Raw genomic sequence first — 13693 nt, forward strand, 5'->3', positions numbered from 1 at the left:
GCGCGGGGTGTGCATATTACGCTTTCCCGCTTCAGAGTCAAGCGTTTGTTTTGCTTTTCTCTGCTGACCCGGCGGCTTGCGTGCCGTTGTTCCGTGTCAGTGGAGGCGCATTATAGGGAGTAATTCCGAACCTGCAAGGATAAAGTGAAAATTATTTACTGACCGCTCATTTTCCAGGCAAATCACATCCCAGACCTCAATTTTCGCCTGGTTTTTAAACAAAAACGAGCCGCAAGCGGCCCGTTTTTGCGTTTTGTGACTTACTGCACTGCCACAATGCGATCGTCGTTGGCTTCCAGACGAATAACTTTGCCCGGAACCAGCTCCCCAGAGAGGATTTGCTGTGCCAGCGGGTTTTCGATCTGCTGCTGGATAGCACGTTTTAACGGACGCGCACCATAAACAGGATCGTAACCATTCTCGCTCAGCAGTTTCAGCGCATCGTCGGAAATGTGGATTTCATACCCACGCTCTTCCAGACGTTTGTACAGACGCTGCAACTGGATCTGCGCAATCGACGCGATGTGTTTCTCGCCCAGCGGATGGAACACGACCACTTCATCAATACGGTTGATGAACTCCGGACGGAAGTTTTGGCTGACCACACCCAGCACCAGATCTTTCATATGGCTGTAATCCAGCTCACCGAAGCGTTCCTGAATCAAATCGGAACCCAGGTTCGAGGTCATGATCACCACCGTGTTACGGAAGTCGACCGTTCTTCCCTGCCCGTCCGTCAGACGCCCATCATCCAGCACCTGCAACAGAATGTTAAACACGTCAGGATGAGCCTTTTCCACTTCATCCAGCAGGATGACGGAATAAGGACGACGACGAACCGCTTCCGTCAGGTAACCGCCCTCTTCATAACCGACATATCCCGGAGGCGCACCGACCAGACGCGAGACGGAGTGTTTCTCCATAAACTCGGACATATCGATACGCACCATTGCGTCATCGCTGTCGAACAGAAAGTTAGCCAGCGCTTTACACAGCTCGGTTTTACCGACACCGGTTGGCCCCAGGAAAAGGAACGAGCCGATTGGACGATTCGGATCGGACAGCCCCGCACGGCTACGACGAATGGCGTTAGATACCGCTTCGACCGCTTCGTTCTGTCCAATGACGCGCTGATGCAGATCCTGCTCCATACGCAGCAGTTTCTCACGTTCGCTTTCCATCATGCGAGCCACAGGAATGCCCGTCCAGCGCGCCAGCACTTCGGCAATCTCGGCATCCGTCACTTTATTACGCAACAGACGCATGGTTTTGCCTTCCGACTGCGTGGCGATCTCAAGCTGTTTTTCCAGCTCAGGAATCTTGCCGTACTGTAGCTCGGACATCCGCGCCAGATCTCCTACGCGACGGGCCTGCTCAATGGCAATTTTCGCCTGCTCCAGCTCCGCCTTGATTGTCTGGGTGCCAGAGAGGGAGGCTTTCTCAGCTTTCCACTCTTCTTCCAGCTCAGAATACTGACGCTCTTTCTCGTCCAGTTCTTCGTTAAGCATATCGAGGCGTTTCTTACTCGCTTCGTCAGACTCTTTGTTCAGCGCCTGCTGTTCCAGCTTGAGCTGGATAATGCGGCGATCGAGTCGGTCCAGCTCTTCCGGTTTCGAGTCAATCTGCATACGGATGCTGGACGCCGCTTCATCGATAAGGTCGATGGCTTTATCCGGCAACTGACGGTCGGCAATGTAACGATGCGAAAGCGTCGCCGCCGCAACGATGGCCGGGTCAGTGATCTGCACGTGATGGTGCAGCTCATAACGCTCTTTCAGACCACGCAAAATAGCGATGGTATCTTCAACGCTTGGTTCAGCGACAAACACCTTCTGGAAGCGACGCTCCAGCGCGGCATCTTTTTCAATGTACTGACGATACTCGTCCAGCGTAGTGGCGCCGACGCAGTGAAGTTCACCACGCGCCAGCGCAGGTTTCAGCATGTTCCCGGCATCCATTGCGCCGTCAGCTTTACCCGCGCCCACCATGGTGTGCAGTTCGTCGATAAACAGGATGACGTTACCTTCCTGTTTCGCCAGATCGTTCAGCACGCCTTTCAGACGCTCTTCAAATTCACCGCGGTATTTCGCCCCGGCCACCAGCGCGCCCATATCCAGCGCCAGTACGCGACGGCCTTTCAGCCCTTCGGGCACTTCGCCATTAACGATACGCTGCGCCAGCCCTTCAACGATGGCGGTTTTACCGACGCCAGGCTCACCAATCAGCACCGGGTTGTTTTTGGTACGACGTTGCAGTACCTGGATAGTCCGACGAATTTCTTCGTCACGGCCGATTACCGGGTCAAGTTTGCCCTGCTCGGCACGTTCGGTCAGGTCGACCGTAAATTTCTTCAAAGCCTGACGTTGGTCTTCGGCTCCCTGGTCGTTCACGCTTTCACCTCCGCGCATTTTCTCAATCGCCTGGGTCACATTAGCGGTGGTTGCACCGGCGGATTTCAGCAGGTCGGTTAAGGTACCGCGTGATTCAAGCGCCGCCAGAACAAACAGCTCTGACGAAATAAAGTTGTCCCCACGTTTTTGCGCCAGCTTGTCGCAAAGGTTCAGCACGCGCACCAGATCCTGCGACGGCTGCACGTCGCCGCCGGTACCTTCTACCTGCGGTAAACGGCTCAGCGCCTGATCGATGGCGGTGCGTAACTGGCCGGCATTAATGCCAGCGGACGTTAATAAAGGACGTACCGATCCCCCTTCCTGATTCAGCAAGGCGCTCATTAAATGAAGAGGTTCGATAAATTGGTTGTCGTGCCCCAGTGCAAGGGACTGGGCATCGGCGAGAGCAAGCTGGAATTTATTAGTAAGACGATCCAGACGCATAACTCCTCCCATAACAGGTCAAATTTGCTACTGGAGATTAAATGAGGTCATCCCTCAATTATTCAAGGTTAATAACCTGAATTATGTGAAAAGAAAACGGCGCGTACCGGATCGTCTTGATTCTTTAGGTTATATCAGCCAAATGAAACTTGCCATACGACCTGTCGTCTTGTCGCGGCGATAGGAGAAAAAATCACCCTTTTCGGTGAAGGTACAGCGATCTCCGCCGAAGATGTGGGTCACGCCGACGTTATTCAGGCGCTGGCGGGCAAGCTGATAAATATCGGCCAGATATTTATCTCCGGAAGCCACAAACGCTTCGACCGCTTGCGGATCTTTTTCCATAAAGGCATCCCGCACTTCGGGCCCTACCTCAAACGCCTGCGGGCCAATCGCCGGGCCAAGCCAGGCGATGAGATTTGCAGAATCGTCATGGAAGCAGGCAACGGTCTCTTCCAGCACGCCTTCGCACAGGCCTCGCCATCCGGCGTGGGCAGCAGCCACTTCAGTCCCTGCCTGATTGCAGAACAACACCGGCAGGCAATCAGCAGTCATCACCGCGCAAACCGTTCCCGGCGTATTGCTGTACGAAGCATCGGCGCGCTTAGACGCATAGGGCTCCCCCGTCAGCTTCAGCACCGCTTTACCGTGCACCTGCTCAAGCCAGACCGGTTTTGAAGGAAGGTTTCCCGCAGCAAAGAGGCGTTTACGGTTCTCTTCAACGTGCTCCAGGTTATCACCACAGTGCGCACCGAGGTTCAGTGACTCCCACGCGCCCTGGCTCACGCCACCGATACGGGTTGAACTACAGGCGGCCACGCCTTCAGGCAGTGGCCACTCCGGGACAATCAGTTTGGTCATAACCAGTCCACGTGATCCTTATGTTCTTCGAAATCTGCGCGCATCGCGTCGATAAGTTCCACCATATCCTGTGGGATCGGCGCATGCCATTCCATCTGAATTCCGGTGATTGGGTGGTAAAGACGCAGCATCGTCGCATGCAGCGCCTGGCGATCGAATTTACGCAGCACGGAGATGAATTCATCCGATGCGCCCTTTGGTGGACGCGGACGACCGCCGTAAACCGGGTCACCCACCAGCGGATGGGTAATATGCGCCATGTGCACGCGGATCTGGTGAGTACGCCCGGTTTCCAGACGCAGACGCAGGCGCGTATGAATACGGAAATGTTCCATGATGCGGTAGTGGGTTACCGCCGGTTTACCCATCGGGTGTACGGACATATGCTTACGCTTGGTTGGGTGACGGCTGATAGGCTCTTCCACCGTGCCGCCAGAGGTCATATGACCAATCGCCACCGCTTCATACTCACGGGTAATTTCGCGCAATTGCAAAGATTCCACCAGGCGAGTCTGAGCTGGAACCGTCTTCGCCACCACCATCAGACCCGTGGTGTCTTTATCCAGACGGTGAACGATACCGGCACGCGGTACGTCGGCTATCGGTGGATAATAATGAAGGAGAGCGTTAAGTACCGTACCGTCAGGATTGCCCGCGCCCGGATGAACAACAAAGTCGCGCGGCTTGTTGATGACCAGAATATCGTCATCTTCGTAGACGATATCCAGCGGGATATCCTGCGGCTCGAAGCGGACTTCCTCTTCGATTTCAGCATTGATGGCGACAGCTTCCCCACCAAACACTTTCTCTTTTGGTTTGTCCCAGATCTTGCCGTTTACCAGCACGCGCTGGTCAAGGATCCATTCTTTTATGCGTGAACGCGAATAATCAGGGAACAATTCGGCCAAAGCCTGATCTAAGCGTTGACCGAGCTGATTTTCGGAGACTGTTGCGGTGAGTTCTACTCGTTGTGCCATAAACTGCTTCTTCGTTTAACGTTGGGTTTTACGGCTTTGCCGTTTAATATAGTGTGCTATTGTAGCTGGTCTTAATCGGGAGCAGGAACTGAGTTTCTCCCGGACAAACATTTGAGGAAAGTCAAAACGTCATGACGCGCATGAAATATCTGGTGGCAGCGGCCACGTTGAGCCTGGCTTTGGTGGGCTGCTCCGGTTCGAATGAACAGGTCCCTGACAATCCGCCGAATGAAATCTATGCGACTGCACAACAAAAGTTGCAGGACGGTAACTGGAAACAGGCGATAACGCAACTGGAAGCGTTGGATAATCGCTATCCGTTTGGCCCGTATTCGCAGCAGGTACAGTTAGATCTTATCTACGCCTACTACAAAAATGCCGATCTGCCGCTGGCTCAGGCAACCATCGATCGTTTCATGCGTCTGAACCCTACCCATCCTAACATCGATTACGTGATGTACATGCGCGGCCTGACTAACATGGCGCTGGATGATAGTGCATTGCAGGGCTTCTTCGGGGTGGATCGTTCCGACCGTGACCCGCAACATGCGCGTGATGCTTTCAATGACTTCTCCAAACTGGTGCGTAGCTACCCGAACAGCCAGTACATTACCGATGCCACTAAGCGTCTGGTATTCCTGAAAGATCGTCTGGCGAAATATGAGTACTCCGTTGCGGAATACTACACCCGCCGTGGCGCATGGGTTGCCGTGGTTAACCGTGTAGAAGGCATGCTGCGTGATTATCCGGATACCCAGGCCACGCGTGATGGCCTGAAGCTGATGGAAAATGCGTATCGCCAGATGCAGATGACGGCTCAGGCTGACAAAGTGGCGAAAATCATCGCCGCGAACAGCAGCAACACCTGATACCGCTACAACGCATAACGGCAGCCCGCGGGCTGCCGTTTTTTTATTCTTTCACACTTACGCTGAAGCGGTTTAGCTTCAACACATCCATTCAACTATGACCGCAATTGTTGGCTTCGACAAGGTAAATCTCACCTCTTCCTGCCCTGCCTCACAAAAAAGATTCCCTGACAAAAACCGACAAAATAACGTGATCTAAATCACACATTTTGACATTAGGTCGGGTATGCTGGAATCACCAAGACGGAAAGACAAGAGGTAAAATTTATGACAATGAACATTACCAGTAAACAAATGGAAATTACTCCGGCAATCCGCCAGCACGTCGCAGACCGTCTCGCCAAACTGGATAAATGGCAAACACATTTGATTAATCCACATATCATCCTGTCCAAGGAGCCGCAGGGTTTCATCGCTGATGCAACTATCAATACTCCAAACGGCCATCTGGTCGCCAGCGCAAAACACGAGGATATGTACACCGCAATTAACGATTTGATCAACAAGCTGGAACGGCAGCTCAATAAAGTGCAACACAAAGGTGAAGCACGTCGCGCCGCAACCTCGGTGAAAGACGCCAGCTTCGCGGAAGAAGTTGAAGAAGAGTAATCCTCTAAAATTGAGTGTACCGACAACGCGCCTTCGGGCGCGTTTTTTATTGACAGGATCAAAACAGTGCAGGTACTTTAACCCTATCAATTTCAGGATGACCTTATGAAACAGACGCCGTTTTTCTTCGCATTCTTTTTTACCTTCCCCTGACCGGGAGGCGTTTCGTCGTGTGATAAAGAATGCGAAGACGAACAACAAGGCCTCCCACACCGGGAGGCCTTTTTTATTGATAACGATAAAATGAGACAGACAACACTATGACACCGGAAAACCCGCTCCTGGATTTACGCGTAAAAATCAGTGCACTCGACGAAAAATTACTGGCCCTGCTGGCAGAACGCCGCGCGCTCGCCGTTGAAGTGGGCAAAGCCAAGCTCGAGTCCCATCGGCCGGTGCGCGATATCGATCGCGAACGTGATTTACTGGAACGGTTGATTCAACTCGGCAAAGCGCATCATCTGGATGCGCACTACATCACCCGCCTGTTCCAGCTCATCATCGAAGACTCCGTTCTGACGCAACAAGCCCTGCTCCAGCAGCATCTGAACAAAACCAACCCGCACTCTGCTCGTATCGCTTTCCTCGGCCCGAAAGGGTCCTATTCTCACCTGGCAGCTCGCCAGTACGCAGCCCGCCATTTCGAAGAGTTTATTGAGAGCGGCTGCGCGAAATTTGCAGACATTTTCAACCAAGTCGAAACCGGCCAGGCAGATTACGCCGTAGTGCCTATTGAGAACACCAGTTCCGGTGCCATCAATGATGTTTACGATCTGCTCCAGCACACCAGCCTGTCGTTAGTCGGCGAGTTGACTATCCCTATCGATCACTGCGTGCTGGTCTCTGGCTCAACCGATCTGAGTCAGATCGAAACGGTGTACAGCCACCCGCAGCCGTTCCAGCAGTGCAGCCAGTTCCTGAACCGTTATCCGCACTGGAAAATTGAATACACCGAAAGCACCTCGGCGGCGATGGAAAAAGTGGCGCAGGCAAACTCTTCTGCCGTCGCGGCTCTCGGTAGCGAAGCGGGCGGCGCGCTGTATGGCTTACAGGTGCTGGAACGCAATCTGGCCAACCAGACGCAGAATATCACCCGTTTCGTGGTTCTGGCCCGCAAGGCCATCAACGTGTCGGACCAGGTCCCGGCGAAAACCACCCTGCTGATGGCGACCGGCCAGCAGGCGGGTGCGCTGGTTGAAGCGCTGCTGGTGCTGCGTAATCACAACCTGATCATGACGAAGCTGGAATCCCGCCCAATACATGGCAACCCGTGGGAAGAAATGTTTTATCTCGACGTTCAGGCCAACCTGGAGTCTGCGTCCATGCAGAAAGCCCTGCGCGAACTGGGCGAGATCACACGCTCCATGAAAGTGCTGGGCTGCTATCCGAGCGAAAACGTGGTCCCGGTCGATCCGGCTTAACGTTCGATAAAGCGGCTTTTCTTCATCCCTGCCACATTTACAGGCAGGGTGAAGATGGCACCGGAAAGCGGATATTTCGCCAGCTCCTCCGCCTCCATATTTTCCCGCGTGGTGGTGATAAACAGCGTTTTCATATCGTCGCCGCCAAAGCAGACCATTGTCGGGCAGCGTACCGGCAGCCGATACTCTTCCAGCTGTTCGCCTTGCGGTGAAAACCGTGCGATACGCCAGCCGTCAAACAGTGCGCTCCAGTAGCAGCCTTCCTCATCCATTGCCGCACCGTCGGGTATACCTTCTCCCTCGCTAAACCGGCGAAACTCTTCGCGCTTACCGGGTTCTCCCTGCTCATCAAGCGGCGTACGGTAGATCACGCCGTTCGGCGTATCAGAAGTAAACATCCACCGTTTATCAGGACTAAACGCTAAACCGTTATGCCCGTGAATATCGCACTGGATCACTTGCGGCGTCAGGTCGTTGTCGATACGCATCAGCATGGCGCCGTTATAATCTCCCGGCCCCCAGAACGTGCCCGCATAAAACCGTCCCTGATGATCGGTACCGCCATCGTTAAAGCGTGCAAGCTGCGGGTTGGACGGGTTATCGCAAACCTTACGCTGGAGCAGGCCGTGTTTATCGGTCAGCCAGATGGCGTTTCGCATCGCGACGATAAATCCGCCGCGTTCACGCAGGGCAAAACACCCAACTTCTTCATGGAATGAGAGCACCGAGTGCTCTGCGGTGGGCAGATGGTACCGATGGATCTCCCCTTCCAGGATATCCGCCCAGTAGAGCGCCTTCTCTTCTGCACTCCACGTCGGGCATTCGGGCAGATGCCCGGTATAGTTCAACAGCAGCTGCGGTTCAGCCATGACAGTTCCCCAAAATGAAAAAAGCCAGCAATGCTGGCTTTCAGTATATACATCATCGCATTACTGGCGACTGTCATTTGCCTGGCGCAACAGCGTGCGGCTTTCACTCTGGAATCGCGTGGCGTAATCACCGAACCAGTGCTCCACTTTACGGAAACTGTCGATAAAGGCTTGTTTATCGCCGTGTTCCAGCAAGGTGATCGCTTCGCCAAAACGCTGATAATAGCGCTTGATCAGCGCCAGATTATTTTCAGACGACATGATGATGTCGGCGTAAAGCTGCGGATCCTGGGCAAACAGTCGCCCGACCATCGCCAGCTCCAGACGATAGATTGGCGAGGAAAGCGCCAGCAATTGTTCAAGCTGAACGTTCTCTTCCGCCAGGTGCAGCCCATAGGCGAAGGTTGCAAAGTGGCGCAGCGCCTGAATAAACGCCATGTTCTGGTCATGCTCTACCGCGCTAATGCGGTGCAAACGTGCTCCCCAGACCTGGATCTGTTCCAGGAACCACTGGTAGGCTTCCGGCTGCCGTCCGTCACAGTAAACCACTACCTGCTTCGCCAGGCTTCCGCTGTCCGGGCCAAACATCGGGTGTAACCCAAGCACGGGGCCAGTGTGCGCCGCCAGCATTGCCTGTAGCGGACCATTTTTAACGGAGGCCAGGTCCACCAGTATGCAATCTTCCGGCAGCGGAGGAAGTTTCGCGATTATTTGCTCCGTCACATGGATCGGCACGCTGACGATAACCATTCCGGCGTCTTTCATCAGCTCCGGCGCGTGCGACCAGTCCTCTTTCTCCAGAATACGCACCTGATAGCCAGAAAGCGTCAGCATTTTCTCAAACAGACGCCCCATCTGCCCGCCACCACCGACGATAACCACCGGGCGCAGCGACGGACAGAGGGTTTTGAAGCCCTTGTCGTTTTCGCTGGAATAGGACTCCCGCATCACGCGACGCAGGACGTCCTCAATCAAATCAGGTGATACGCCCAGGGCCTGCGCCTCTTTACGGCGGGAGGCGAGCATAGAGGCCTCACGCTCCGGAACGTAAATCGGCAGTCCGTATTTACTTTTAACCTCGCCGACCTCAGCAACCAGTGCCATGCGGCGCGCCAGAAGATCCAGCAACGCCTTATCCACTTCATCAATTTGATCGCGTAATGCGGTCAATTCAGCAACCATAACTACCCTCTTATGCCAGACGCGTCGCCAGCTGGCCGTTCAAATCTTTGTGGATCTCACGCAGCAGCGCATCGGTGGTTTCCCAGCTAATGCAGGCATCGGTGACCGAGACGCCGGGCTTCATCGCGCTACGCGGCTGTTCCGATGACTGATTGCCTTCATGAATATTACTTTCAATCATCAGGCCGATAATTGAACGGTTGCCATCTTTAATCTGAGCAATCACAGATTCTGCAACCGCAGGCTGGCGACGGTAATCTTTATTCGAATTACCATGACTGCAATCTACCATCAGCGCCGGACGCAGTCCCGCCTGTTCCATCTCTTTTTCACACTGCGCGACATCCGCCGGGCTGTAGTTTGGCGCTTTACCACCGCGCAGGATCACATGCCCGTCCGGGTTGCCCTGCGTTTGCAGCAGGCATACCTGGCCCGCCTGGTTGATCCCGACAAAACGATGGGGCATGGCGGCGGCGCGCATGGCGTTAATCGCCGTGGCCAGGCTGCCGTCGGTACCGTTTTTAAAACCAACCGGCATAGACAGGCCAGACGCCATCTCGCGGTGGGTTTGTGACTCGGTGGTGCGCGCCCCAATCGCAGACCAGCTAAACAGATCGCCGAGGTACTGCGGGCTGTTCGGATCCAGCGCCTCGGTTGCCAGCGGCAGCCCCATGCTGACCAGCTCTACCAGCAGGCGACGCGCAATCTTCAGGCCGGCTTCCACATCAAACGAGCCATCCATGTGCGGATCGTTGATCAACCCTTTCCAGCCAACGGTCGTACGTGGCTTCTCAAAATAGACGCGCATCACCAGATAGAGGCTATCGCTGACCTCCTCCGCTAATGCTTTAAATCGACGAGCGTACTCAATGGCGGTTTCAGGATCGTGAATAGAGCAAGGACCACATACCACCAGCAGGCGCGGATCGCGGCCAGCGATAATGTCAGAAATGGTCTGGCGCGAGTGCTCAATCTGAGCTTCCTGCGCGACGCTCAGCGGGAATTCCGCCTTCAGTTGATCCGGGGTGATTAACACCTGTTCGTCAGTGATATGTACGTTGTTCAGCGCGTCTTTTTGCATGATTGCGATCCTGTCAAACTCGTTTGCGATAGTGGTTTTCCTCGAAGAGGTGACACAACGATATCACATTAAGTAAAGATTTCAATCCAAAATACGTACATATTACTTTACACCAACCCTTTAATTGCAAAAATAATGGCCTAAAATCGTAAAGTTAAAATTACACACGCACGCCTGTAAGCCAGGCTATGCTCACAAAAAGGAGAATAGCCATGCGTTCAATTGCTTTTATGTTGTTGTCGCTGATTTTGTCGGGTTGCCAGATCAATCCTTATACTTTTCAGCCTGACTGGACCAGACCGGACTGGTTCACGGCCGGTAAAGAAGACGCTATGAATGGTGTTCCGGTTAAAGATAACCAGGCTCTGGCCGATAGTTTTAATGACCCTCAGGTTGATCGAGCGGAATATCTTCGTGGCTACGCTGACGGACAGAAAAAAATATGCGAAGAGGGCTTTATTCACGCCTGGGGATTAGCGGGCAAATCATTTCCTGCCAGCTGCGATGCAACTGAAAATGCAGTAAAACTGCATGAATCCTGGCAACAAGGATTGGATGAAAGTATGCGTTCCAGCAGGCTTAATTGAGCCTGCCTTAATTCCTCTGAATATAGCTCACTGTAAGATTTAGCTTAGGTCAAAACAGGGATATTTCTGACATAATGACGGCTTTGATAAACAATGGTATTCTGCCGACAATTCTTAAGGACATCTATTTCCGGGGCGGTTTGGCGGATTCTGATGAGAAATGCAATCTTGATCGCTTTGCTCCGACTCCCCCTGGCGCTAATACTGTTCATTTTAGTAGCCCCTGCAACGGCAGGCTCGTTCACGGAAACGGATAAATCAGTACGTTCGATTGTTTCTGGCATTGTGAGCTACACCCGATGGCCAGCACTGTCCGGCCAGCCTAAGCTCTGTATTTATGCCTCTTCCCATTACAGACAGGCGCTCAGCAGTGAAGATGAACACAACCCGTTGCCCTATAGTCCTGTCATTGTGCACAGCGATCGGGAAGCACTCGCAGCAAGGTGTGATGCCCTCTATTTCGGGAGCGAGTCGCCGGCAAAACAACAGGAAATAATAAATCAATATCAGGGCCAGGCGTTGCTATTAATGTCAGAACAAAATCCTGAATGCGTTATTGGCAGCGCATTTTGTCTGATAATAGAGCACAACCTCGTCAGGTTTTCCGTAAATCTGGATGCGCTGGCGCGCAGTGGCGTAAGAGTCAATCCGGATGTATTAATGCTCGCACGGAATAAGAAGCATGAATAAGGAAGTCGCACCAACACCGCGTCCGACGTTTAAAAGAACGTTGCGACGAATCAGCATGATAAGCGTCATTATAACGATGACGTTTATATGGTTGCTGCTGTGTTTCGCTTCCGTGGTGACATTAAAGCAATACGCGCAAAAAAACCTCGAACTTACCGGCGCCACCATGAGCCACAGCCTTGAAGCCTCTCTGGTGTTCAACGATGCCGTGGCGGCAAATGAAACGCTGGCGACCCTCGGCAAGCAGGGGCAGTTCGCCGTGGCGGAAGTGCTTAACGCACATCATAAACGGTTTGCCTGGTGGTCATGGAACCCGGCGGATAATACCGACACGCTGGGCGCGCTGGTCAACCGGTGGTTGTTCCCTGTTCCTGTCGCACAGCCCATCATACATAATGGCAATGTGATTGGCGAAATTCGTCTGACCGCGCGAGACAGCCTGATTAGCCACTTTATCTGGCTCTCATTTGCGGTCCTCACCGGCTGCATTCTTTTTGCCTCTGCCGTCGCATTGACCATCACCCGCTCGCTACATCATGGCATGGTTGTTGAAATGCAAAACATCACTGACGTTGTGCATGACGTTCGCACTAACCGCAACTTCTCTCGCCGGGTAACGGAAGGCCGCATTGAAGAGTTCCACCAGTTTGGTGAAGACTTCAACAGCCTGCTGGATGAAATGGAAGAGTGGCAGCTCAAGCTACAGGCGAAAAACGCTCAACTGTTGCGTACCGCTATGCACGATCCGCTCACGGGGCTTGCAAACCGCGCCGCGTTTCGCAACAACATTGCGGCATTAATGAACGACGCTTCAGCAAAAACCAATTCTGCCCTGCTCTTCCTGGACGGTGATAACTTCAAGGTTATCAATGACACCTGGGGTCATGCCGCGGGTGACTGCGTACTGATCGAAGCCGCCAAAAGGATGGTCGAGTTTGGCGAAAAACGTCATCAGTCTTACCGTCTTGGCGGCGATGAATTTGCCATGATCCTTTACGGGGTCCACACCGCACGTGAGGTCGAATTTATTTGCGCTGCGCTGTCGCAGCAATTTATCCGTCCGTTTGATCTGCATAACGGGCACACAGCATCAATGTCCCTCAGCATTGGCTTTGCTCTGGCGTGGGAAAATGCCTCCGTTGAAGCATTACTGGAGCAAGCCGATCGCAATATGTATCTGGTCAAAAACCAGCGTTCGAAAACAATATCCTGAAAGGAAGACGATATGTTAAAGCGATACTTTGCGCCGTTAATACTGGCATCACTGGTAATGTCCGGATGCCAGTCATCCCCTGAAGGGAAATTCACGCCAGAGCAAATTGCGGCCATGAAATCCTACGGCTTTAACGAACTGAATGGCGACTGGTCTCTGGGCCTGTCGGATAAGATCCTGTTTGATAAAAATGACGCCAGGCTGCGCCCGGAAAGTGAAACGCAGATCCAGACTATGGCCTCACGCCTGGCGGCAACCGGTCTGAACCACGCCAGGATGGATGGCCATACGGATAATTATGGCGAAGAGAGCTACAACGAAGCGCTTTCGTTAAAACGTGCCAATGTTGTGGCGGATGCCTGGGCGAAGGGCGCGAACATCCCGCGCAGCAATCTCACTACGCGGGGCTTAGGCAAAAAATACCCTGTCAGCAGCAACCGCACTGCGCAGGGGCGCGCTGAAAACCGCCGGGTTGCGGTAGTCATCAGCACGCCTTAAGG

General features: G+C 53.4%; 14 protein-coding genes and 1 other annotated feature. Of the genes, 8 read left to right on the forward strand and 6 right to left on the reverse strand.

All coding sequences use genetic code 11. The features are described 5' to 3' along the window. Nucleotides 1–260: 260 nt before the first annotated feature. The 3 genes from clpB to rluD all read right to left on the reverse strand — a co-directional run bounded on the left by clpB (nucleotide 261) and on the right by rluD (nucleotide 4672). On the reverse strand, nucleotides 261–2834 hold the full coding sequence (gene clpB, locus ACJTMZ_RS08430) for an ATP-dependent chaperone ClpB (protein WP_047055904.1): 2574 nt from the start codon (nucleotides 2832–2834) through the stop codon (nucleotides 261–263). A gap of 129 nt (nucleotides 2835–2963) precedes the next feature. After that, on the reverse strand, nucleotides 2964–3695 hold the full coding sequence (gene yfiH, locus ACJTMZ_RS08435; protein WP_015571565.1) for a purine nucleoside phosphorylase YfiH: 732 nt from the start codon (nucleotides 3693–3695) through the stop codon (nucleotides 2964–2966). Continuing rightward, complete coding sequence (gene rluD / locus ACJTMZ_RS08440; RefSeq protein WP_047055907.1) at nucleotides 3692–4672, reverse strand: 23S rRNA pseudouridine(1911/1915/1917) synthase RluD; 981 nt, start codon at nucleotides 4670–4672, stop codon at nucleotides 3692–3694. Before rluD ends, yfiH begins: the two co-directional genes overlap by 4 nt. A gap of 131 nt (nucleotides 4673–4803) precedes the next feature. Here rluD and bamD point away from each other — a divergent pair, with 131 nt between their 5' ends. The 4 genes from bamD (at nucleotide 4804) to pheA (ending at nucleotide 7571) form a co-directional block, all read left to right on the forward strand. Next, nucleotides 4804–5541: an outer membrane protein assembly factor BamD gene (gene bamD, locus ACJTMZ_RS08445; RefSeq protein WP_003863164.1), complete on the forward strand. Its 738-nt coding sequence runs from the start codon at nucleotides 4804–4806 to the stop codon at nucleotides 5539–5541. A 267-nt stretch (nucleotides 5542–5808) separates the two neighbouring features. After that, nucleotides 5809–6150 (forward strand): ribosome-associated translation inhibitor RaiA, encoded by a 342-nt coding sequence (gene raiA, locus ACJTMZ_RS08450; protein ID WP_003863162.1) that lies wholly within the window; start codon nucleotides 5809–5811, stop codon nucleotides 6148–6150. A 104-nt stretch (nucleotides 6151–6254) separates the two neighbouring features. Further along, nucleotides 6255–6380 (forward strand) — a sequence feature (Phe leader region). Then, the gene (gene pheL / locus ACJTMZ_RS08455) at nucleotides 6256–6303 is read left to right on the forward strand and encodes a pheA operon leader peptide PheL (RefSeq protein ID WP_100229775.1); all 48 of its coding nucleotides are present in this window, start codon (nucleotides 6256–6258) and stop codon (nucleotides 6301–6303) included. Its footprint overlaps the feature before it by 48 nt. Nucleotides 6381–6410: 30 nt before the next feature. Next, complete coding sequence (gene pheA / locus ACJTMZ_RS08460; RefSeq protein WP_015571567.1) at nucleotides 6411–7571, forward strand: bifunctional chorismate mutase/prephenate dehydratase; 1161 nt, start codon at nucleotides 6411–6413, stop codon at nucleotides 7569–7571. Here the strand turns inward: pheA and ACJTMZ_RS08465 are convergent. From ACJTMZ_RS08465 to aroF, 3 genes are read right to left on the reverse strand one after another with little or no spacing between them, the layout of a single operon-like run. After that, complete coding sequence (locus tag ACJTMZ_RS08465) at nucleotides 7568–8440, reverse strand: SMP-30/gluconolactonase/LRE family protein (RefSeq protein ID WP_045340486.1); 873 nt, start codon at nucleotides 8438–8440, stop codon at nucleotides 7568–7570. The genes pheA and ACJTMZ_RS08465 overlap by 4 nt on opposite strands. A 60-nt stretch (nucleotides 8441–8500) precedes the next feature. Further along, on the reverse strand, nucleotides 8501–9622 hold the full coding sequence (gene tyrA / locus ACJTMZ_RS08470) for a bifunctional chorismate mutase/prephenate dehydrogenase (RefSeq protein WP_006811631.1): 1122 nt from the start codon (nucleotides 9620–9622) through the stop codon (nucleotides 8501–8503). A gap of 10 nt (nucleotides 9623–9632) precedes the next feature. After that, nucleotides 9633–10703: a 3-deoxy-7-phosphoheptulonate synthase AroF gene (gene aroF / locus ACJTMZ_RS08475; protein WP_006811632.1), complete on the reverse strand. Its 1071-nt coding sequence runs from the start codon at nucleotides 10701–10703 to the stop codon at nucleotides 9633–9635. Nucleotides 10704–10915: 212 nt separating this feature from the next. Here aroF and ACJTMZ_RS08480 point away from each other — a divergent pair, with 212 nt between their 5' ends. The 4 genes from ACJTMZ_RS08480 (at nucleotide 10916) to ACJTMZ_RS08495 (ending at nucleotide 13691) form a co-directional block, all read left to right on the forward strand. Further along, nucleotides 10916–11290, forward strand: coding sequence for a DUF2799 domain-containing protein (locus ACJTMZ_RS08480; RefSeq protein WP_032649145.1), 375 nt, complete (start codon nucleotides 10916–10918; stop codon nucleotides 11288–11290). Nucleotides 11291–11443: 153 nt separating this feature from the next. Continuing rightward, nucleotides 11444–11980 carry a YfiR family protein gene (locus ACJTMZ_RS08485; protein WP_032619208.1) on the forward strand — a complete coding sequence of 179 codons (537 nt, stop codon included), beginning with the start codon at nucleotides 11444–11446 and terminating at the stop codon, nucleotides 11978–11980. Next, a complete protein-coding gene (gene dgcN, locus ACJTMZ_RS08490) occupies nucleotides 11973–13193 on the forward strand; it encodes a diguanylate cyclase DgcN (protein WP_017692859.1) in 1221 nt (406 codons plus the stop codon). Before ACJTMZ_RS08485 ends, dgcN begins: the two co-directional genes overlap by 8 nt. Before the next feature lie 12 nt (nucleotides 13194–13205). Beyond that, entirely contained in the window at nucleotides 13206–13691 is a 486-nt protein-coding gene (locus ACJTMZ_RS08495) for an OmpA family protein (protein WP_017382956.1), read from the forward strand. Nucleotides 13692–13693: the final 2 nt, after the last annotated feature.

Source organism: Enterobacter sp. DN (assembly GCF_046054285.1).
Classification (GTDB): domain Bacteria; phylum Pseudomonadota; class Gammaproteobacteria; order Enterobacterales; family Enterobacteriaceae; genus Enterobacter; species Enterobacter hormaechei_C.

Bases quoted from the DNA above. Each gene is read 5' to 3' on its own strand.
- ACJTMZ_RS08480 (WP_032649145.1), top strand. From the start codon at position 10,916: ATGCGTTCAATTGCTTTTATGTTGTTGTCGCTGATTTTGTCGGGTTGC.
- bamD (WP_003863164.1), top strand. From the start codon at position 4,804: ATGACGCGCATGAAATATCTGGTGGCAGCGGCCACGTTGAGCCTGGCT.
- clpB (WP_047055904.1), bottom strand. From the start codon at position 2,834: ATGCGTCTGGATCGTCTTACTAATAAATTCCAGCTTGCTCTCGCCGAT.
- dgcN (WP_017692859.1), top strand. From the start codon at position 11,973: ATGAATAAGGAAGTCGCACCAACACCGCGTCCGACGTTTAAAAGAACG.
- aroF (WP_006811632.1), bottom strand. From the start codon at position 10,703: ATGCAAAAAGACGCGCTGAACAACGTACATATCACTGACGAACAGGTG.
- rluD (WP_047055907.1), bottom strand. From the start codon at position 4,672: ATGGCACAACGAGTAGAACTCACCGCAACAGTCTCCGAAAATCAGCTC.
- pheA (WP_015571567.1), top strand. From the start codon at position 6,411: ATGACACCGGAAAACCCGCTCCTGGATTTACGCGTAAAAATCAGTGCA.
- ACJTMZ_RS08465 (WP_045340486.1), bottom strand. From the start codon at position 8,440: ATGGCTGAACCGCAGCTGCTGTTGAACTATACCGGGCATCTGCCCGAA.
- ACJTMZ_RS08495 (WP_017382956.1), top strand. From the start codon at position 13,206: ATGTTAAAGCGATACTTTGCGCCGTTAATACTGGCATCACTGGTAATG.
- yfiH (WP_015571565.1), bottom strand. From the start codon at position 3,695: ATGACCAAACTGATTGTCCCGGAGTGGCCACTGCCTGAAGGCGTGGCC.
- tyrA (WP_006811631.1), bottom strand. From the start codon at position 9,622: ATGGTTGCTGAATTGACCGCATTACGCGATCAAATTGATGAAGTGGAT.
- ACJTMZ_RS08485 (WP_032619208.1), top strand. From the start codon at position 11,444: ATGAGAAATGCAATCTTGATCGCTTTGCTCCGACTCCCCCTGGCGCTA.
- raiA (WP_003863162.1), top strand. From the start codon at position 5,809: ATGACAATGAACATTACCAGTAAACAAATGGAAATTACTCCGGCAATC.